This window comes from Clostridia bacterium (assembly GCA_035561135.1).
Lineage (GTDB): Bacteria > Acidobacteriota > Terriglobia > Terriglobales > Acidobacteriaceae > DATMYA01.
Genome location: DATMYA010000081.1, coordinates 1 through 17864, shown reverse-complemented (window position 1 = coordinate 17864; position 17864 = coordinate 1). Strand labels below are relative to the sequence as shown.

At 60.6% G+C, this 17864-nt stretch carries 19 protein-coding genes; 7 read left to right on the top strand and 12 right to left on the bottom strand.

Going from position 1 to position 17864, the window contains the following annotated elements; all coding sequences use genetic code 11:
- Window positions 1–290: 290 nt before the first annotated feature.
- Both VN622_16560 and dps read right to left on the bottom strand, forming a co-directional pair.
- Entirely contained in the window at window positions 291–608 is a 318-nt protein-coding gene (locus VN622_16560) for a 2Fe-2S iron-sulfur cluster-binding protein (protein HWR37476.1), read from the bottom strand.
- A 16-nt stretch (window positions 609–624) separates the two neighbouring features.
- Window positions 625–1236, bottom strand: a complete 612-nt coding sequence (gene dps, locus VN622_16555) for a DNA protection during starvation protein (protein ID HWR37475.1) — start codon at window positions 1234–1236, stop codon at window positions 625–627.
- A 344-nt stretch (window positions 1237–1580) separates the two neighbouring features.
- Here dps and VN622_16550 point away from each other — a divergent pair, with 344 nt between their 5' ends.
- The 4 genes from VN622_16550 (at window position 1581) to VN622_16535 (ending at window position 5555) form a co-directional block, all read left to right on the top strand.
- Window positions 1581–2045 carry a MarR family transcriptional regulator gene (locus VN622_16550; protein HWR37474.1) on the top strand — a complete coding sequence of 155 codons (465 nt, stop codon included), beginning with the start codon at window positions 1581–1583 and terminating at the stop codon, window positions 2043–2045.
- Between the two features lie 68 nt (window positions 2046–2113).
- The gene (locus VN622_16545) at window positions 2114–2671 is read left to right on the top strand and encodes a YceI family protein (protein ID HWR37473.1); all 558 of its coding nucleotides are present in this window, start codon (window positions 2114–2116) and stop codon (window positions 2669–2671) included.
- 40 nt (window positions 2672–2711) lie between these two features.
- Window positions 2712–3617: a pirin family protein gene (locus tag VN622_16540; GenBank protein ID HWR37472.1), complete on the top strand. Its 906-nt coding sequence runs from the start codon at window positions 2712–2714 to the stop codon at window positions 3615–3617.
- Window positions 3618–3713: 96 nt separating this feature from the next.
- Window positions 3714–5555, top strand: a complete 1842-nt coding sequence (locus VN622_16535) for a glycoside hydrolase family 15 protein (protein HWR37471.1) — start codon at window positions 3714–3716, stop codon at window positions 5553–5555.
- A gap of 57 nt (window positions 5556–5612) precedes the next feature.
- Here VN622_16535 and VN622_16530 read toward each other — a convergent pair whose 3' ends face one another.
- The 6 genes from VN622_16530 to VN622_16505 all read right to left on the bottom strand — a co-directional run bounded on the left by VN622_16530 (window position 5613) and on the right by VN622_16505 (window position 12396).
- Window positions 5613–7097: a PQQ-dependent sugar dehydrogenase gene (locus tag VN622_16530; protein HWR37470.1), complete on the bottom strand. Its 1485-nt coding sequence runs from the start codon at window positions 7095–7097 to the stop codon at window positions 5613–5615.
- 381 nt (window positions 7098–7478) lie between these two features.
- A complete protein-coding gene (locus tag VN622_16525; protein HWR37469.1) occupies window positions 7479–7709 on the bottom strand; it encodes a hypothetical protein in 231 nt (76 codons plus the stop codon).
- Window positions 7710–7905: 196 nt separating this feature from the next.
- Window positions 7906–10188 (bottom strand): MtrB/PioB family outer membrane beta-barrel protein, encoded by a 2283-nt coding sequence (locus tag VN622_16520; GenBank protein ID HWR37468.1) that lies wholly within the window; start codon window positions 10186–10188, stop codon window positions 7906–7908.
- A 14-nt stretch (window positions 10189–10202) separates the two neighbouring features.
- Window positions 10203–11099: a DmsE family decaheme c-type cytochrome gene (locus tag VN622_16515; GenBank protein ID HWR37467.1), complete on the bottom strand. Its 897-nt coding sequence runs from the start codon at window positions 11097–11099 to the stop codon at window positions 10203–10205.
- A gap of 173 nt (window positions 11100–11272) precedes the next feature.
- Window positions 11273–11854, bottom strand: a complete 582-nt coding sequence (locus VN622_16510) for a hypothetical protein (GenBank protein HWR37466.1) — start codon at window positions 11852–11854, stop codon at window positions 11273–11275.
- Window positions 11851–12396, bottom strand: coding sequence for a sigma-70 family RNA polymerase sigma factor (locus tag VN622_16505; GenBank protein ID HWR37465.1), 546 nt, complete (start codon window positions 12394–12396; stop codon window positions 11851–11853). The genes VN622_16510 and VN622_16505 overlap by 4 nt, the downstream gene beginning before the upstream one ends.
- A gap of 101 nt (window positions 12397–12497) precedes the next feature.
- Between VN622_16505 and VN622_16500 the strand changes: the two genes are divergently transcribed.
- Entirely contained in the window at window positions 12498–13262 is a 765-nt protein-coding gene (locus VN622_16500; GenBank protein HWR37464.1) for an MBL fold metallo-hydrolase, read from the top strand.
- A 100-nt stretch (window positions 13263–13362) separates the two neighbouring features.
- Here VN622_16500 and VN622_16495 read toward each other — a convergent pair whose 3' ends face one another.
- Both VN622_16495 and VN622_16490 read right to left on the bottom strand, forming a co-directional pair.
- Window positions 13363–14013, bottom strand: a complete 651-nt coding sequence (locus tag VN622_16495) for a hypothetical protein (protein HWR37463.1) — start codon at window positions 14011–14013, stop codon at window positions 13363–13365.
- On the bottom strand, window positions 13997–14620 hold the full coding sequence (locus VN622_16490) for a hypothetical protein (protein HWR37462.1): 624 nt from the start codon (window positions 14618–14620) through the stop codon (window positions 13997–13999). Before VN622_16490 ends, VN622_16495 begins: the two co-directional genes overlap by 17 nt.
- 136 nt (window positions 14621–14756) lie before the next feature.
- Here VN622_16490 and VN622_16485 point away from each other — a divergent pair, with 136 nt between their 5' ends.
- Window positions 14757–15587 carry a hypothetical protein gene (locus VN622_16485; GenBank protein HWR37461.1) on the top strand — a complete coding sequence of 277 codons (831 nt, stop codon included), beginning with the start codon at window positions 14757–14759 and terminating at the stop codon, window positions 15585–15587.
- Here the strand turns inward: VN622_16485 and VN622_16480 are convergent.
- The gene (locus VN622_16480) at window positions 15526–16425 is read right to left on the bottom strand and encodes a fatty acid desaturase (protein ID HWR37460.1); all 900 of its coding nucleotides are present in this window, start codon (window positions 16423–16425) and stop codon (window positions 15526–15528) included. The genes VN622_16485 and VN622_16480 overlap by 62 nt on opposite strands.
- A 189-nt stretch (window positions 16426–16614) precedes the next feature.
- Entirely contained in the window at window positions 16615–17505 is an 891-nt protein-coding gene (locus VN622_16475) for a dienelactone hydrolase family protein (protein ID HWR37459.1), read from the bottom strand.
- 102 nt (window positions 17506–17607) lie between these two features.
- Between VN622_16475 and VN622_16470 the strand changes: the two genes are divergently transcribed.
- On the top strand, window positions 17608–17864 hold a 257-nt coding region (locus VN622_16470), incomplete at its 3' end, for a GntR family transcriptional regulator (GenBank protein HWR37458.1).

The window sequence follows — 17864 nt, the reverse complement described above, 5'->3', positions numbered from 1 at the left end:
AGTTGGACACGAAGGCGTTCCAACTGGGCCCGAAGCCGTTCGCGATCGGAATCATTGAGGCTGGGCAAGCGCTGCTCAGCATCGACAATCGCTTTCTCAGCGTCCTCGATCGCGCGGCGCGCCTCGGGTGAGAGGCTATGCGCTTCCGCGAGAGAAAGGAGAGCGGACGCAGTGTCGAGGTCGGCCTCGACGAAATCTCTTAGCACATGAACCCCGCCTCCCAACCCTGCCCGACGAGGCATAAGGCACCCCCAAACTGGAACCAGTCTAATCCCAAACCGTAGTTATTGCTATGAGTAAGGTGCGGGAAGGCCGAGAGCTTTGCGATGGTCGCGCATGATCCATTCCTGGTGGGTTTCGCACACAAGATCGCTGCGGGGGCGGGCAGCACACAAGAGCACAAAACCGGCATCGGAATCCGCCTGGAAGTAAGATGCCGCTGCTGACTGGTCGACATAGCCCTTAATCAGCCGCGCAGCACAGGTAAGGCAGCGACCCTGGTGACAAATAGCGGGCAGTTTGAGTCCGCAGCGGGCTGCGGCGTCCCAGATGAACTCGTTCTTGCCGCAGTCGATGATTCGAACGCCGCCGGGTGAGCGGAGTTCCACCCGGAACCGTCTCACGTTACGGGTTATAGAATCGGCGGTTTTTGCTATACGGGGCTTCGCCTGGTTCGCCGCGCCGGAAGTGTCCGGACGGAACCGACTTTCCGTCGCGTTCATGTGCAAGCAGTTCGATGAACCAAGCCTCGTGCTCGATTTCCTCGTTCAGGATGCGCGAGGCGAGATCGTACGTTCGCGGATCCTTGCCGAACGTCATATCACACACGGCGCTCCAACTGCGAATGGCGCAGCGCTCGGATTCGAGCAGCAACGTGAGAATGTTTACAACCGTGGGCGGATCAGGCAACCTGGCAGCAACGCAGCCGGCCTGGTCGTGAAAAGCCTTCAAGTCGTTCGGCAGACTACCACCAAGCTCGTAAATACGAGGCACGATGAGTTCCCAGTGAGCGCGATCTTCGAGGCGGGCATCTTCGCAGATTTCCTTGTAGTCCTCATGGCCTGCCAAGTTCATGCGAAGGATCGTGTAGTAATAATACGTGCTCGCGAACTCCGCGGCAGCGTTGGCCACCAGCATTTTAATCAGCTTATCGACATCCACTCCGCGTGATCGGATTACTTCAACGCCGACACGTTGAGTTACATCTCCTGGTTTCACAGCATCCGAATCCGGCACAGACTGCTCCTTCCTGGTGGTAGGATAGCCCCGGCCGTGGTATCCGTCAATTACCCAGCAGCTACGGTATTTGCGTACAGATGCCTCCGACGTACGTTTGCCCGGGGCTGCCTGGCTGAGCGCGTGGCCCAGCCGTCTCTTTCATAACAGATCCTGAAGCTCGAGAACTGTCAAAGAGCTTCCGGTGCGCTACCTGTCGGCGTTGGGGGCCAAGCGGTGGCTGCCGTGCGCGTTTACCGCTTCTCGGTCTGCGAGGCGCGCGCGGCTGCTGCGGGACATCGCGAGTCTGTGAGGCGCGAATAGACGGCTTGACAATAGTCGTTACAACGAATAAACTGAAACAAATGAAAGAAACGGGCCAACCCGAAAGCAAATCGAGGCGCAGCAGCTCGCTCGAAGAGGCGGCTTTTCTGGACCTGGTGCGCACTACGGACATGCTTTCGCGCGGCCCTGCGCAAGTGCTGAAGAGCGAAGATCTCTCGTCGACACAGTACAATGTGCTGCGAATCCTGCGGGGCGCGCCCGAGGGGCTGACGTGCGGGGAGATCGCCGGCCGTATGATTACGCGCGACCCGGACATCACCAGGCTGCTGGACCGGTTGGAGAAGCGGGGATTGATCTCGCGATCCCGGGAAAGCAGGGACCGGCGCATGGTGATGACGCGGATCGCCCCGGAGGGTTTGAACGTGCTGGCGCGCCTGGACAGGCCGGTGCAGGAGGCGCATCGCAAACAACTGGGCCACCTGGGCCGGGAGCGGTTGCGGCTGCTTGCCGAACTGATGGCTGCTTGCCGGAACCGGCCGGCCTAGTTTCAGGTTAGATATTTGTTGCAACGATTATCGGCATAACGAATCAATAGACCGAGAGGATAACCAACATGAGCATACAGACTGCGACCGAAACCGCTACGAGTACCTGGACCATCGACCCGGTACACTCCATGGCCGAGTTCAAGGTGAGACACATGATGATCTCCAATGTGAAAGGGCAATTCACCGCGGTTACCGGCGCGATGACCCTGGATGAAGGGGACGTGGCAAACTCCCGGGTGGAGGCTTCGATCGAAGCGGCTTCGATCAACACGCGGGACGCCCAGCGCGACGCGCACCTGAAGAGTGCGGACTTCTTCGACGTGGAGAAGTTCCCGACGCTGTCGTTCCGGTCCACGAGCGTGAGCCGGAGCGGCGACGGCGAGTTGAGGGCAACCGGCGACCTGACCATCCACGGGGTAACCCGGGAGGTTGTGTTTACGGTAGAAGGACCGACCGCGCCCACAAAGGATCCATGGGGCAATACCCGCGTGGGACTGTCGGCAACCACGAAGATCAACCGCAAAGACTTCGGCCTGACCTGGAATGCCGGACTGGAAGCCGGTGGCCTTCTGGTGGGCGATGACGTGACCATCACGCTGGATGTGGAGTTCGTGAAAGGCTGAAGCATTGCCCTGCATGAAGGACGGCAAGGAGGGGGAAGGCATGTCGCTACGTCCAGTCAGACAGATCATTCAAGCGAAGCCGACGATCGAGGGCGCCGGGGTGAAGCTACAGCGCGCGTTTGGTTTCGGCACCACGAAGGATTTCGATCCATTCCTGCTGCTGGACGATTTCCGCAATGAAAAGCCGGAAGATTACCTGTCCGGGTTCCCGTGGCATCCGCATCGCGGGATTGAGACGATTACCTACGTGCTGGCGGGGTCCGTGGAGCACGGCGACAGCCTGGGCAATCGGGGCAAGATGACCGCCGGCGATGTGCAATGGATGACGGCGGGCAGCGGCATCCTGCACCAGGAGATGCCGAAGGGAGACCCGCAGGGCCGGATGCACGGGTTCCAGCTATGGGCCAACCTGCCGGCGGCGCTCAAGATGACCGCGCCGCGGTATCAGGACATCCCGTCGGGCGCGATTCCCGAGGTGACAGACGATGACGGCACACGGGTGCGCGTGATCTGCGGCGAGTTCTGGGGCAAGCGGGGGCCCGTGGAGGGCGTGGCCGCCGATCCGAGTTATGTGGATGTGTCGGTGCCGCCCGGACGGCGGAAGCGGCTCCAAATCGAGCACACGCGCAACGCATTCGCGTATGTGTTCGCGGGAGCCGGCACATTTCGGGACGCTTCGGATCCGCGCGCGGTCCTGACGGATCGGGTAGCGAAGCCGGATGCCCCGCCGGTATACGAGGCTGGGAATCATTCGCTGGTGCTGTTCGACCGTGGGGATGAGATCACTGTGGAGGCCGGACCGGAGGGAGTTCGGTTCTTGCTGGTGTCGGGCAGGCCGATTGAGGAGCCGGTGGCCTGGCGCGGTCCGATCGTGATGAACACGCAGGAGCAGTTGCGGCGGGCGTTTGCGGAGTTGCACGACGGGACGTTCATCAAGCATGGGTGAAGAGTGGGGCGGGGACTACATTCACATTGACGCGAAGGCGAGATTACGTCCATGTGGAAGGTTACGCGCCACTCCCGCGGCGCTACCCTGATGCTCATGGGGTACCTTCCGATCGAAAACTACGCCGTGGTTGGAAACCTCAGGACTGTCGCCCTGGTTGGGATCAATGGGTCCATCGATTGGTTCTGCTTCCCTAATTTCGATTCTCCGAGCATCTTCGGGGCAATTCTCGATGAACGCAAGGGCGGCCGCTTTCGGATCGGACCGGCTTCCACGGATGGCGTGGTGTGCAAGCAGATGTACTGGCCCGACACGAACGTGCTGATTACACGCTTCCTCTCCGATCAGGGGGTAGCCGAGATTCTCGACTATATGCCGGTGGGCGCGCCGAGAGCGCAAACGGGCTTTCACGGCCTGATCCGCCACGTGCGTGTCGTGCGGGGCCGGGTGATGTTTCGTCTGGAATGCAATCCCGCATTCAACTATGGGCGGGATCCTCACCAGACGGAGCTCGTGCATGGCGGTGCAACATTCCATACGAAGCAACTCAGTCTCGCCTTAGCGTCCGACCGGCCGCTGACACGGGATGGTACCGGCGTCGTCCTCGAGTTTTCTCTCGGAGCGGAGGAGACCCTGAGTTTCGAGTTGCACGAGCTCGAGCCGGGCAGTGCCGATCAGCCGATTGGCGTCACTGAAGAGGAATGCAAGAAACTTTTCGAGCAGACGGTTGGCTACTGGCGCGACTGGCTCGCGCACTGCACGTATATCGGTCGCTGGCGGGAGATGGTCCGGAGGTCGGCCCTGGTCCTCAAGCTTCTGGTATTCGCCCCCACTGGCGCGATTGTTGCCGCTCCGACATGCAGCCTGCCCGAAGCGCTCGGCGGAACGCGAAATTGGGACTATCGCTACACCTGGCTTCGCGATGCCGCGTTCACGGTGTACAGCTTGATCCGCATCGGGTTTACCGAAGAAGCGGCACACTTCATGGAATGGATGGAGGCCCGATGCCGCGAACTGGATGGGGATGGCGGGCTGCAGGTTCTCTACGGAATCGACGGGCGACGCGAAGTTACGGAGGAGATCCTCGCTCACTTCGAAGGCTATTGCGGCTCCGCGCCAGTGCGGATCGGAAATGACGCCTGCAAACAGCTTCAGCTGGATATCTACGGGGAGCTGATGGACTCTGTGTACCTGTACAACAAGTACGGAACACCGATCTCCTACGAGATGTGGTCGTACTTGCGGCGCCTGATGAATTGGCTGTGCACCAACTGGAAGCAGAAGGACGAGGCGATCTGGGAAGTCCGTAGCGGCCGGCAGCACTTCGTCTACTCACGTGTGATGTGCTGGGTAGCGCTCGACCGTGCGCTACGGCTGGCAGAAAAGCGCTCTTTTCCGGCCGATCGGGAGCGATGGCTGGCCACTCGGGACGAGATCTACGACGAGGTTCAGAAATGCGGCTGGAGTGAGGACCGGAATGCCTTCACCCAGTACTACGGAAGCGAGTCTCTCGACGCCTCGGCGCTGATCATGCCGTTGGTCTTCTTCATGTCACCCACCGATCCCCGGATGATATCCACGATCGACGCCATCCGACGCCCGCCGAGCCAGCGGGGGCTTGTCTCTGACAGCCTCGTTTATCGGTACAACGTCGAGGAAGCTCCCGACGGGTTGCGAGGGCGGGAGGGAACGTTCAACATGTGCACCTTCTGGCTGGTGGAGGCGCTGACCCGGGCCGGCAAGGTGGATCGTTCTCGTCTTGCCGACGCGCGCCTGATGTTCGAGCGCATGTTGGGCTACGCGAACCACGTGGGTTTGTTCGCAGAGCAGACCGGCCCGCGCGGTGAGGCGTTAGGAAACTTCCCCCAGGCGTTCACGCACCTCGCCTTGATCAGTTCCGCCTTCAACCTGGACCGCGCTCTGGGCGGCGGGGGTTGATGAAGTCGGCCGCAGCATGGTCCGCTGCGGCCGCAGCTCGGGCGCTTATCACTTGCCTTACGGCTTGCGACTGATCTTGTATATGGCGCCATCGGTTACCGACACGACGTAGAGATTGCCGTCGGGCCCCTGTTCGATAGCCGGAGTGGTCCCAAAGCCTTTCCCAACGATGAGCGATTCGCTTTCGGTACCGTCGAATTTCGCCACATTGTCTGCGACGCGCTCGGCAAGCCTCGGATCAGAAACATCGACTTTCAGCCGGTTGCGCGTAAGCTTGAACCGGTACAGGCTGCCACCGGTTCCACCGACCTGCTGAAAGCCGCGGGAAGATCCGATCCAGAGCGTGCCGTCGTTCTGCTGGCCAAGGGCGGATCCACGTACGAACGTCGTTCCCGCCGGTCCGGACTCAAATTTCCAACTGAGCTCGGGATCCACATATTTGGCTCCCGGCAGCATAAACAGGCGCCCCAGGGCGAGTCCAGGCGCATCCGCCAGGCGAGTAGGCGGGTATCGCACTTGTTGCAGGGCGCCGCCGAACATGGTCGTCTCGATCTCCTTGAAGTCGAAGAAGCGGTGCAGAGGGCCGGCTATCTGGATCCAGCCGCCATTCATCCCAGCTTCAACGCGATTCAGTTCGCTGAACGCATCGTCGCCATTCTCGGTTTCCCATAACTGGCCGGAATATGGGTCGAAGGCCATCCCGAAGCCGTTGCGGTGTCCGTAGGAATAGATCTTCTGGATGTTCCCTCCGACCTCGCCGCCCATCGATGCGCCGACGCCAAAGAACGGATTGTCCGCAGGCGGGGTTCCGTCTTCGTTGAGGCGAAGAATGACCCCGGAAAGATGCGCGTTGTCGGGCTCGGGTCCGCCGTACGTATCGTCGACAAAAGGCTCCGTCTCAAACGGCCCGTTCGGCAGGTTCTGGAGCCAGCCACGGCGGCCCTGGTCACCCATGAATATGTAAAGCTTGCCGTCAGGGCCGAACCTCATCACGCCACCGTTATGGTTCCCTGCCTGATTTGCGTTGTTCGTACCCGGGTGGCCCGGGACCGGTATGTTGTCCGTCTGCAGTGAGCGCAACATGATTATGTTGCTGTCGAATACCAGGGTCGACCCGTTCCAGACGAAACGGTCCACACGGTTGCCGAGCAGAGGTACGGCGCTGATCACGCCCGTATCGACTCCGGTGCTGCTCTCGGTCCAACGGATATAGACAAAAGGCGTTGCGGGGAAATTTGGATGCAAGACCAAACTCAAAAGGCCTCGTTCGGAGGCTGAGTTGACAGCGAGATCGAGAACCGGCGTAGGCTGGATGACACCGTTGATGACCCGTTTCACCTGCCCAGACGCCTTTTCGAGCACAAAGAAGTCGTTCTGAGCAAGGAAGACAATCCCGATGGGCTGTGATATGCCCGAGTTGAGTACAGTCGTCACCTGGAGACTCGGATCCAGCACCTCGACAGGAATCGAATCTGCGCCGACGCGGCCGGCCAACGTGAAGACGGCAAGCGCGATCAGCAGCGGCTTTGCGAAATGCCTCATGTGGTTGTACCTCACCTTTCAGTCACTGATTAGGATCGTGTCACAGGGATAACTTGGTGTTGACACGCATCTTAGCGAACTGGCTGTATCGTATAACGTCGCTATTATCAAACTGTGCGGAATTTGTAAGAAGTTCGTAAAAACCGCAGACATGCCGCGCCACCCGGATCAACATTCACGATCTGACGGAGCACCGCGGAGGGGCCATCGGGTTCCGCACGGAATTCGAGCCACGCGCGCCCGGGAGCTCTCATTTCCGCAAACAGCATGAGGCGCCGCTCCGGTTCATGGTGCTCCACACTTCGACTGCGATGGGCTGGGTCGCGGTGTTCACCCAACGCGGGCAAAAACTGCGCTGCCGGAACCAATTACGATTGACGCTTAGAATTTTACGACGGGAATGCCGCTGGAATGCAGGATATTACCGGTCTCGGCGCGGCTGCGCAAGTGCGACGAGAGTTCGCTGCCGTGCGCAAGGCCGCCCAGGTAGATGATGCGCCGTACCCCTGCCTCGCGGGCCACCCGGGCGAAGTTCGCGGGGGCCTGGTGCTCACTCCGGACCGGCATAGAGTCGCGCGCCAGCGCAGCGCCTCCGGGTTGCGGCACAAGCATCTGACAGCCAACCTCTCCTGTTCGAGGTGGCGCGTTACGGGCCGGTGAAGGGGAGCACGAACTAGCGGAGGGTGATGCGATCTATTTCGATTCCACCGTCCCGAACGCCGGCCGCAGAATCGGTCCGAAGCGCACGACGGCGCTCGTTGTCGTCCTGGGATCGCGAGAGTGAAGGTTGGCGAACCGATTTCGCCGCTCAAAACACGGTGAAACGAAGATAAAGGGCGGCGGTGTTGCCCAGGTAATTGCTCATCCCCGTATCAAGGAAGTAGTAACGCCGCGCGTCGTTTTCCGGCGCGATCCGCTCCGGCGCGTAGGGAGCGATCGTGTCAACGGCGAAATCGTTCAGCCGAAACGGTTCGAGCAAGTAGAAAAGCCCCACGCGCACACGGGAAGCCACCTCATAGGATGCATCGAGGCGCAACTCATGAAACTGGCTTTTGACCTTGGGAAATGGAAACGCCTGCGCGTTGAGCGCCTGCGTGGGAACGATCGGATTGGGATTGACGGTGTTGATATCCATCCCCGCGAGTGCGACGGCGTAGTTGACCTGGAAGTTGGCCTTGTTGCCGGCCGCCGCGCCGGAAAAGCCGATGTGGGCGGAGTGGACGCGGTCGCGAGTATCGCGCGTCCAGGCGTTCGCAAAGCTGTATGGGAAGGTCGTCTTCGCAACGGCAAGGTAGTCGTAGCCGGTGCGGTCGTAACCCCAGCCGCCGTAAAACCACACGTTTTCGGTAGCCGTAAAGGTAATGTCGGCCGAGGAACTGGTCGTTTTCTGCTGGTGCAAACCGAAGAACGTTTTGTCATAGACATCGGAAAGATAGAACCAGGATCCGGACGCGGTCACGCGCGGTGTGAGGTTGAACGAAAGCAGCGCATCAGCCTGCTTACGGAGCCGGCGGGCCTGATCGAACATCCGCAGGAACGGCGGTTCCAGGGTGCCGGGGTCATACGCATCCGGAGTGCGGTCGAAGTAGCGGAAGCCGGCCCGCGCATAGACATCGTTGCGAGGTGCGAACGAGAGGGACGTCAAAAACCCGTTCTCGGTGAGGTGCGCAACTTCGCGATGCTCCCGATCCCACCCCTCCCAGCGGTAGGCCGCTTTCCAGGTGATCGCGTCAACCGGGCGGATCGCGGCTTCGAACTGGGCCCGTTTGCGGCGGAACGAACTCGGTTCGGACTCAATGCGGACGGGGGTAGTGCCGGGCTGGCCGGAGATGGCGGTCCGCCACCAACTATCGCCGGCGGCGGCGTAGCCCGGGAACAGGATGCTGGCCGTGAGATTGTCGAAGTCGTAGTCGTTATAACGGAACGTCAACTGGACGGGGCGCCATGGCCGGCTGCTGGCCACATAATCCTGATTAAAGGTGTGGACGAGTCCGCCGAGGCTGCCGCGCGGCAGTGCGGCGATGGACGTGGGTGTCACGCCGGCCGGCAGGTTGGCCGCAGTGATAGCCGAATTGATCGAGAACGGGAGGAAGGGATCGTCCTGCGTCCAGCGCGACCAGGAGAGCACACCCGACAACTTGGAGGCGCGCGGCAGCAACACCAAGGCGCGGCCAGTCACGGTGTGGGCCTGGTTATCGGGGGGCAGTGCGGCCTGAGTTTGTGCGAAGCGGCCACGGTTGAGATCGCCCGAGGGCAAAATGGACTGTTCGGGTGTCAACTGAAACGGGTTCTGCCAGATCAGGCCCTCGGTCGTATTGCCGAACAGCGAAGCGTGGTACTCCACGGAGGCGAAGAAATTCCTACGCGCGTAATCGAGGGCGGCGCCGGCTTCGGTCGTGCCATAAGAAGTGGGCTCCCACATCTCCTGCCCGGGAGTCTCGAAAGTATCTCCCGTGGGCATGCCGAGGCGGACATAGGTCCCCTGCGCAAATGGGCGATTGCCGGTACGGCGTTCGCGCATGAAGTTGACGCTCAGGGTCAGGCCCGGTCTTAGATTCCAGGAAGCGGTCACGATCCCGCGCTCCCGGAAGGAGCGGATTTCATACTGGGGCGCGTTGGCGACGGCTTCGGCGGCCAGCGGCACCACTGACCCGCCGGCGCCCTGGAGTGCGCCGCGCAGCGCGGAAGGCGCGGTTAACACGCCGCGGCTGACCTCAGTGAGCACGTTCGGATTGTGGTTGCTCCAATATCTGGAGAACGCCCACCAATCAAAGCGAATGTCCCACGCGCCGACGTCTTCGAGGTCCGCTGTGAACCGCTGATCCCGCTGGAGCAGGTCGATCGAACGGAAGTTGAAGCGCACAGGGTTGCCTTCCGTGAGCGCGCTGAAATCGAACCGGCGCACGAAAGCCCCGCGGGGTATGTCGCGGTAACGCTGAAGTCCGAAGCTCTTCTCGCCGTCCACGGCACGCGCCTGGCCACCGACTTCGATATCCATCGTAACTGGCTGGTCGGGGGCTGCCGGCGTAGTCGGCTTATCCTGAGAAAACGCGGCGGCCAGGCTCAGAACTGAAAGCAGTGTCTTCTTCATGACGTTTCACCTCACTAACGCTGCAATATGGGCCCCGAGGGGTGATTCGTGCCGTGCACCTGGGTGTGGCAGTTCTGGCACATGCGGTTGATGTTGAACATCGCGTTCGGCCTGCCGGCCACCGTTTGATGCCGTCCCTGAAGATGGCAACTCTGGCATAACTGTGGCCGGCGCAAGGAGAGGAGTTGTTCGTTATTGGAGCCGTGCGGCGTGTGGCAGTTCATGCAGTTTTCCCGAACGGGAGCGTGTTCCCAGAGGAAAGGCCCGCGCTTCTCCTGGTGGCATTCGTAACATTTGTCGTTGATCGAGTTGGCGCTGATGAGGCGTTCGGTCTGGCTGCCATGCGGGTTATGGCAGGAGTAGCACTGGATGCGGGAGACGCCGCGCTCATCGCGAAACAGATGCGTGGATCGCTGCAGCATGGTCTTACGAACGTTGCCATGGCAACTGAAGCAGGTTTCCGCCTCCGTCCGCTTCGCCAATAATTTGCGGTCAGCCGATGGGTGATGGACGCTGTGGCAGGAGAGGCAAGCCACTCCCGCAGTCTGGTGCTGGCTGCCGCGCCACAAGATCAGATGGCGGTCGGTGGCGTGACAGGTCAAGCACTTTTCCGCAACGACGTCAGCCTTCTCCTTCCGGGGGTTGCGGACCAACGTCGGGTCGGCAGTTTCCATATGCTTGGCGAGATCTCCGGCATGACAGGAGCCGCAGGTTACGTCTTTACCCGCAACGACAAATTCCATGGCTTTGCCGTGAACTGTCGGCCGGAAATCTTTAAGTATTTGCTCGTGGCAGGTGCCGCAAGCGACGCGTTCGCCGGTCCAGCGGGATTCCGTGCCGCGCGCGGGAGCGGCGGCGAGCAGGAACAGACCGAAAACAGAGAAGGTCCCCAAGAATCGTCCCGTGTGCATTCAACCTCCAGTCGTCGAACGAACAAACCGCCGTTTCGGAGCAATTCATCGCCCGTGGTCAGGATTTTCGCGGAACAACGTTGTCTCGCGCGAATACGGTGAGGCTGCGGACGTCTGGTGCTTCTTTCGGACCAGCCGACGCGTAAGAAGTGCCCTGGGGCTATGGCGATTGACTACCAAGCACCGGGGCCGGGCAATGAGCGCGTGTGGTTGAACGTATACTCGCCGAGCAGCCGCTCTCCGCCTGCTTCATCGATGGTGAACAGGCGCACAATCGTTTTGTTCGTAGGCGCAGCCTTCGCGGATGTGATCGACTCCTGGAAGACAACGCTGCTCGCACCGGGATGAACAGGGATGTCCGGCAGCCGCAACTGTTCGACACCGCGCTCATCACAGATGCAGAGATCGACTCGCTTTGACCCGCTTAAGTTCGCGGCCAGGCGCCCGATGAGAATCTCGTCTTCAGCGGTCACGGTGCACTCTACACCACCTCCAGGCGGTGGGGCGTATCGGCGTACGCGCAAGCCTTCCTCCACGGCACGCTTAAGAAATTCCTCGCTCACAACCATTCGCAGGGAGCCCTCGCGGGCCAGTTTGCGAACTCCTTCCGCAAGCTCGATTACCTCACGAAGCCGCACGCCGCATGCGTCGCAGTCGAACAGATGCTCCTCGACGGCTTCCTCTTCGGGCTTTGCCAGGGCGGCGATCCAGTAGTCGGCCAGGACAGCGGCGTCAATGGGATTCGAGCAACTCATCCGGCAACCCCCATACAATCGCGCAACTGGTGGATCGCGCGATGGCGAATCACGCGCACGTTGGCCTCAGAAACACCCAGGAAACTGGCGAGGTCCGCGCCGGTCTGCTCATCAAAGAAAGTCATGACGATTACCGCGCGCTCGCGCTCTTTCAGATTCTGCACACACCGGGTGAGTTGTTCCTGGTCGAGCTGTGGCATGGACGGCTGGACCGCCGCAGGCAGAACCGCGCCAAACTGTTTGAGCAGGCGTTCTTTTCTTTGCGCGTTACGGCGCAGGTCGAGTACCGCCATCCGGCACGTCCCCAGCACGAAGGATGCGAGCTTTTCCGGTTCACGCAGGCGGCCCGCCCGCAATGTTTCCAACGTCGTGATCAGGACTTGCTGCACAAGGTCCTCCGAGGCGTGTTCGTCTCTCAAGTGACGCAAGCCATAAAGCCGAATCCGCGGAGCCATCCGACGGAACAACTCGGCCTCAGCCTCGCGGTCGCTTCCGGACCGAATTTGCCGGACCAACTCAGCGTCGCAGAGTTCACTGGCCATCCACACACAAGTTTAGTGTAACGGGGAGGCCGCTCGTTACACATCCAGGCATCAAATGGGGACCATCGCCGAGTGGTCCGTCATCGACGAGGAGAATGCAGATGATCGTAAACATAGAAACGGGCACTCGCGTAGACGAGGTTGCGGCTGGGATCTATCGTATCTGTACGCCACTGGACGTAATCCCCGGTGGATTCACGTTCAATTCGTATCTGATCGCCGACGACGAACCCCTGCTGTTCCACACGGGGTACCGGAAGCTATTCCCGATCACGCTGGAAGCCATAAGGAAAGTCATGCCGGTAGAGAAGCTGCGCTGGATCGGTGGATCGCACTTTGAAGGCGACGAATTTGGCGCGCTGAATGACTTCCTCGCAGCGGCACCGGAAGCGACGCCGTTTGGCGCCGAAGTCGGTGTGCTGACCTCCCTCAATGACTTTGCCGACCGCCGCGCCCGCGGGTTCGGGGATGGCGAGGAGTTTTCAATCGGGAGCCGCCGGATGAAGTGGCTCTACACGCCGCACGTTCCGCACGGCTGGGATTGCGGCATCCTGTTCGATGTATCCACGGAGACGTTGCTCTGCGGGGATCTGTTCACGCAACCGGGCGCGAATACGCCGCCCGTCACCGAATCGGAGGTACTGACGGCAAGCGAGGGTATGCGCGGGATGATGGACTATTACGCGCACGCCACGAGCACATCGATTATTTTAGAGCGCCTGGCGGGTCTTAATCCGTCGATGCTCGCCTGTCAACATGGCAGCGCTTATCGTGGTGACAGCGCCGCGCTGCTTCGGGAACTGGCCGCCAGAGTCGGAAGTGGAACCGGCAACGTGTCCGGAGGACGAACTGCCGTGACGGCATAACTGGGAACGCACGCAGATCGCGCCCGAATCGTCGCCCATCCGGACCATCAGGTCCAGGAACGTTCAGCCGAGCAAACCCGGGTCGAGAAGCAGGGTGGCATTAGCGGACCAGGCCGAAGACGAACAGACCACAGATCACCGACCCCAGCAGCAGGACGGCGATCCCGGCATTGCGTTTCGAGGGCAGGCCCAGCCACACATAGATGCCGCTGAAGACCATCAGCACCAAACCGGCGGAGACCGCGTCCATCGACCACACCCAGAGGGTGGTCAGCATCCAGTCCCGCGTGTTGCGCGTGTCTCCGGCGCGGGCGCCGGTGAAGGTATGGAGGACGTGCAAAATGCCCCAGGTGTTGATTTCGGTCTGCTCCACAAGCGCGCGGCCCTCGCCGGCCCGGACGGTCACCTGGTAGTTGCGGCCTGGGCGGTTCACGCGAAAGACGAAGCCGGCGGAATCGGGCCGCGGGGCGGTCCACTCGATTTCGCCGTCGATACCGATTTGCCGCATCAGTGCGCGTGCCCGGTCAACGCCGTTGCCGGCTCTCGGAGCCTCGACCGGGCGTTCAAAGGTGGATACCTTGCGATTCGGCCAGAACTCGGCGAAACGCCATGAATGGTTCAGCAGGAGGCCCGTGAAGGCGAACAGCCACAGGAAGAAGAGGAAGTAGAGACCGAGATAATAATGGCCCTTTCGGTTCCACCTTTGGAAGACATCGACGGGACGACGCCGGGTCTCAGTGGGTGATGGCATATACAAGCCCGAAAAAGGATACCGCGCCGAGCGAGAGAAGAATGCCGCCGATGCGGCGTTCGGCTCGCAGCACTGCCCACAGATACACGCCGCTGAGGGTGAGGAAAAGCAGGCCGTAACTGGTGGCGTCGGCCAGCCATCTCCAGAGCCGCACGTAGGTCGAGTTGCCCCGAATACTCGCATTATGCGGGCCGGGCATTTTGTGCAGGTGGATCAACGCGTTCACGATTCCGGTGCGGCGCTGGGAGATGGAGGCCGTCCGTTTCTCCACGTTCAGGTCGACGGTCGTGTTCAATCCCGGTAGCAGCACCGGGATGACGAGGCGGTGCTCTTTCGAGATCCGCCGGATGAAATCAATCTCGCCGGCGACACCAACGTGATCGAGAAGGCCGCGAACCGCGATCACCTGGTCGCGTCCGGTGAGTTGTTCCAAATTCCGGACTACCGGCAGGCCGGTGACGATCCGGGGCGGTCCCGCCGCCTCCGGTGAAATCCGGAAGTGTGCGAGGTAAACGACGCTGATCGCAAATACCAGGATGAAGGGACTGAGAAACAGGCCGGCATAGAGATGCAGGTCGTGGGTGACGGCATAGAGGCGCTTGCCCATGGAATCCCCTAAGTATAAGCGAGCGACGCGGAGATGCACGGAGCCGGCAGGCGTGCACGAATACACGCGCCGGGTCTTGCGGGGCCCCTTGCCCGGATTCTAAAATCGGGGCGAAACAATCTGTTCGAGGCTGCCAGTGAAAGTTCACCTGAGTAGCACTCCAGTACGAGGCATTCGGCCCAGGTCACTGATTACCCTGGTTACGATCGTTCTGTTTCAGTCCGTCCCCTCGCCGGCCGAGCCCATACCCGTACGCTATCGGGAGGGCTCGGTCCATGGTTTTCTTGCGCTTCGCACGCTGGAGGGCAAAATCCTTGCGTCAGGTGATCTCACCCAGCTCGTTCGTGGAAATCAGGTGACGTCGCGTCTTGTTTTCCGCTTCAAAGATGGCTCGATCGACGATGAAACCGCGGTGTTTTCTCAACAGCATCATTTTCGGCTCATCAGGGACCGCCATATACAGAAGGGCCCGTCATTTCCTCAGCCTATGGATGTTTCGATCAACGCTGCTACGGGGCAGGTCACAGTCCGGTACACAGATAACGGCAAGGAAAAGGTCGAGGCGGAACGGCTGGAACTTCCGCCCGATCTGGCGAATGGCATCATGCTGAACATCTTGAAAAACATCCGACCGGATAGCGCGGAGATCAAGGTGTCTTACGTGGCGGCCACGCCGAAGCCGCGGCTTGTGAAACTCGCAATCGCACCCCAGGGCCAAGACAGGTTTTCCGTCGTTGGCGCCCGTTACAAAGCCACGCGTTTTATCGTGCAGGTGGAACTGGGCGGCATCACCGGGATCATTGCACCGCTGCTCGGCAAGAAGCCTGCCGATGCCAAAGTTTGGGTTGTCGCCGGTGGCACTCCGGCCTTCGTCAAAGCCGAGCAAAGCTTCTATCCCAGCGGTCCTATTTGGAGGATTGAAATGACGAGTCCGGCTTGGCCAAATGCGCCGAAATCCAGCCGTTAGTTGTGGCTACGCGCACGGATCTGGCGAGCCCCAGGATCTGCAGGAACCGGATCGTCATCCAACTGATGTCGATCTCATACCAGGCAAGGCCGTGGCGGGCCGAGCTCGGATGAGCATGATGGTTATTGTGCCAGCCCTCGCCGAAGCTCAATAAGGCGACGAACCAATTGTTCCGCGAGTCGTCATGAGTGGTAAAGCGGCGTCTCCCCCAAAAATGCGTCAGCGAGTTGACCATCCAGGTGACATGCAGGCCGACGGTCACCCGTAAGAACACCCCCCAGAGGAGAAACGGTAAACCGCCGAACGCCAGCAATAGCGCGGACAGAATCAATACCGGCACGTAGTTGTACTTCGAGAGCCAAACCAGGAACGGTTCTTTGCAGAGGTCCGGAGCGTACCGGGCGCACGCGTCAGTATCGCTGTACGTGGCATCGCCCACCAGCATCCAGACGATGTGAGCCCACCACTTCCCGTCGCGCGGCGTATGCGGATCACCCTGCTTATCGGAGAGCTGATGATGGAGCCGGTGGGTTGCGACCCAAGAGATCGGGCCGCCCTGCAGCGCCAAGGTTCCACAAATTGTCAACAGGTGCTCAATCCACTTCGGCGAGTGGAAGGAACGATGTGTAAGCAACCGGTGGTATCCCATTCCGATACCCAGACTCAACGACAGCCAATAGAGCCCAAGGGCCATGAAGAATGCCGGCCAGCTAAAAAAGAACAGAGCGAGACCTGCTGCTATATGAAGTATGCTGAATGCGGTTACGGTAATCCAGTTGATTTCATCTCGTCGCGGGACTGGCGTCGCGGAGGGATCTGTTGTGTTCATCGTGTTCATTCGGTCCTCATTGGTTATTTTTACGAAAGCAAAGTCTCCGGCCCGTTAGAACACGAATGGAAGAACAAAGCAGGCGGGCTGTTCCGGACTATGCGAAATTGGCGGGAGCGTCAACCTGGACTTATAGGATGCGTGAGGTGGGCTGGCGATTCGGATATTTGACCACTTTGGTCCAAGGGCTCGTAAACATTATCCCCGCAAGTGCTGATGGAAGAAGTCGAGCGTGCGCTTCCAGGCCAGCTTGGCGGCGGCTTCATCGTAACGGGGGGTGGTGTCGTTGTGGAAACCGTGGTTCGTGCCTTCGTAGAAATGCGCCGTGTAGGGAACGCGGTTCGCCTTGAGCGCCTGCTCATAAGCCGGCCAGCCGGCGTTTACGCGGGTGTCCAGGGCGGCGTAGTGGAGCAGCAGAGGCGCTTTGATGCGGGGCACTTCGTCCGCGGCGGGCTGCCCCCCGTAGAACGGCACCGCCGCCGAGAGGTCCGAACCGAGGCGCACTGCGAGCAGGTTCGCGACCGCCCCGCCAAAACAAAAACCGACGACACCGATTTTGCCCGTACAGTCCGGCCGGGCTTTCAACCACCGCGCAGCCGCTACGAAATCTTCGTTCATCTTGCCGCGATCTACACGGCGGAATAGCTCGCCGCCCTTTTCGTCGTCTCCCGGGTAGCCGCCTACGCTGGTAAGTCCGTCCGGCGCAAATGCGAGAAAGTTGTCGGTCGCCAGGCGTCGCGCTACATCCTCGATGTAAGGATTCAAGCCGCGGTTCTCGTGCACCACGAGTACTCCGGGCAACTTTCCCGGCTTAGCCGGCCGCACCATATAGCCGCGGATCTTTCCGTTTCCCTCGGGCGAGTCGACCGTGGCGTATTCCGCCTTGATACGGGGGTCGTCCTTGGGCACCTGTTCGGCCCAAGCGTAGTTTGGGCGGAGGCTCTCCCAGATCATCGCGGCAGTCACGCCGCCCCCGGCAAACCGCTTCGCACCGTCCAGGAAAGAGCGACGATCGATGTCGCCGTGCACGTAGCGATCGAACAGATCCAACAGCTCTTGCGGAAAATCGGAAGCCCTCTTACGTTCCATGTGAAACGCCCCTCGTGGGGGAGAGGATAGCACGGAACCCGCGTCCGGCACCGTGCTCTTTTTTCCGTGACGCATTACTGTACTACGTGTAATAGTACGCATGTGATTCCCTTCCGGCTTGATTTCCGGCCTGGTGTTTCGCTTTACGAGCAGGTGGTTTACGCCGCCAAACGGGCCATCATTTCCGGCCAGTTGCGCCCGGGCGACCCGTTTCCCTCGGTGCGCCTGCTCAGCAAAGAACTGAAGATCAACCCCAACACGGCGCACAAAGTGGTCACGCACCTGATTGCCGACGGGCTGCTCGAAGCGCTACCCGGGATCGGCACCGTGGTGGCCAGGCCGCCGGCTGCCAGTGCGGC

Excerpts from the sequence above, each read along its gene's own strand:
- VN622_16550 (HWR37474.1), top strand. The coding sequence starts at position 1,581 with ATGAAAGAAACGGGCCAACCCGAAAGCAAATCGAGGCGCAGCAGCTCG.
- VN622_16545 (HWR37473.1), top strand. The coding sequence starts at position 2,114 with ATGAGCATACAGACTGCGACCGAAACCGCTACGAGTACCTGGACCATC.
- VN622_16540 (HWR37472.1), top strand. The coding sequence starts at position 2,712 with ATGTCGCTACGTCCAGTCAGACAGATCATTCAAGCGAAGCCGACGATC.
- VN622_16535 (HWR37471.1), top strand. The coding sequence starts at position 3,714 with ATGGGGTACCTTCCGATCGAAAACTACGCCGTGGTTGGAAACCTCAGG.
- VN622_16530 (HWR37470.1), bottom strand. The coding sequence starts at position 7,097 with ATGAGGCATTTCGCAAAGCCGCTGCTGATCGCGCTTGCCGTCTTCACG.
- VN622_16525 (HWR37469.1), bottom strand. The coding sequence starts at position 7,709 with ATGCTTGTGCCGCAACCCGGAGGCGCTGCGCTGGCGCGCGACTCTATG.
- VN622_16520 (HWR37468.1), bottom strand. The coding sequence starts at position 10,188 with ATGAAGAAGACACTGCTTTCAGTTCTGAGCCTGGCCGCCGCGTTTTCT.
- VN622_16515 (HWR37467.1), bottom strand. The coding sequence starts at position 11,099 with ATGCACACGGGACGATTCTTGGGGACCTTCTCTGTTTTCGGTCTGTTC.
- VN622_16510 (HWR37466.1), bottom strand. The coding sequence starts at position 11,854 with ATGAGTTGCTCGAATCCCATTGACGCCGCTGTCCTGGCCGACTACTGG.
- VN622_16505 (HWR37465.1), bottom strand. The coding sequence starts at position 12,396 with ATGGCCAGTGAACTCTGCGACGCTGAGTTGGTCCGGCAAATTCGGTCC.
- VN622_16500 (HWR37464.1), top strand. The coding sequence starts at position 12,498 with ATGATCGTAAACATAGAAACGGGCACTCGCGTAGACGAGGTTGCGGCT.
- VN622_16495 (HWR37463.1), bottom strand. The coding sequence starts at position 14,013 with ATGCCATCACCCACTGAGACCCGGCGTCGTCCCGTCGATGTCTTCCAA.
- VN622_16490 (HWR37462.1), bottom strand. The coding sequence starts at position 14,620 with ATGGGCAAGCGCCTCTATGCCGTCACCCACGACCTGCATCTCTATGCC.
- VN622_16480 (HWR37460.1), bottom strand. The coding sequence starts at position 16,425 with ATGAACACGATGAACACAACAGATCCCTCCGCGACGCCAGTCCCGCGA.
- VN622_16475 (HWR37459.1), bottom strand. The coding sequence starts at position 17,505 with ATGGAACGTAAGAGGGCTTCCGATTTTCCGCAAGAGCTGTTGGATCTG.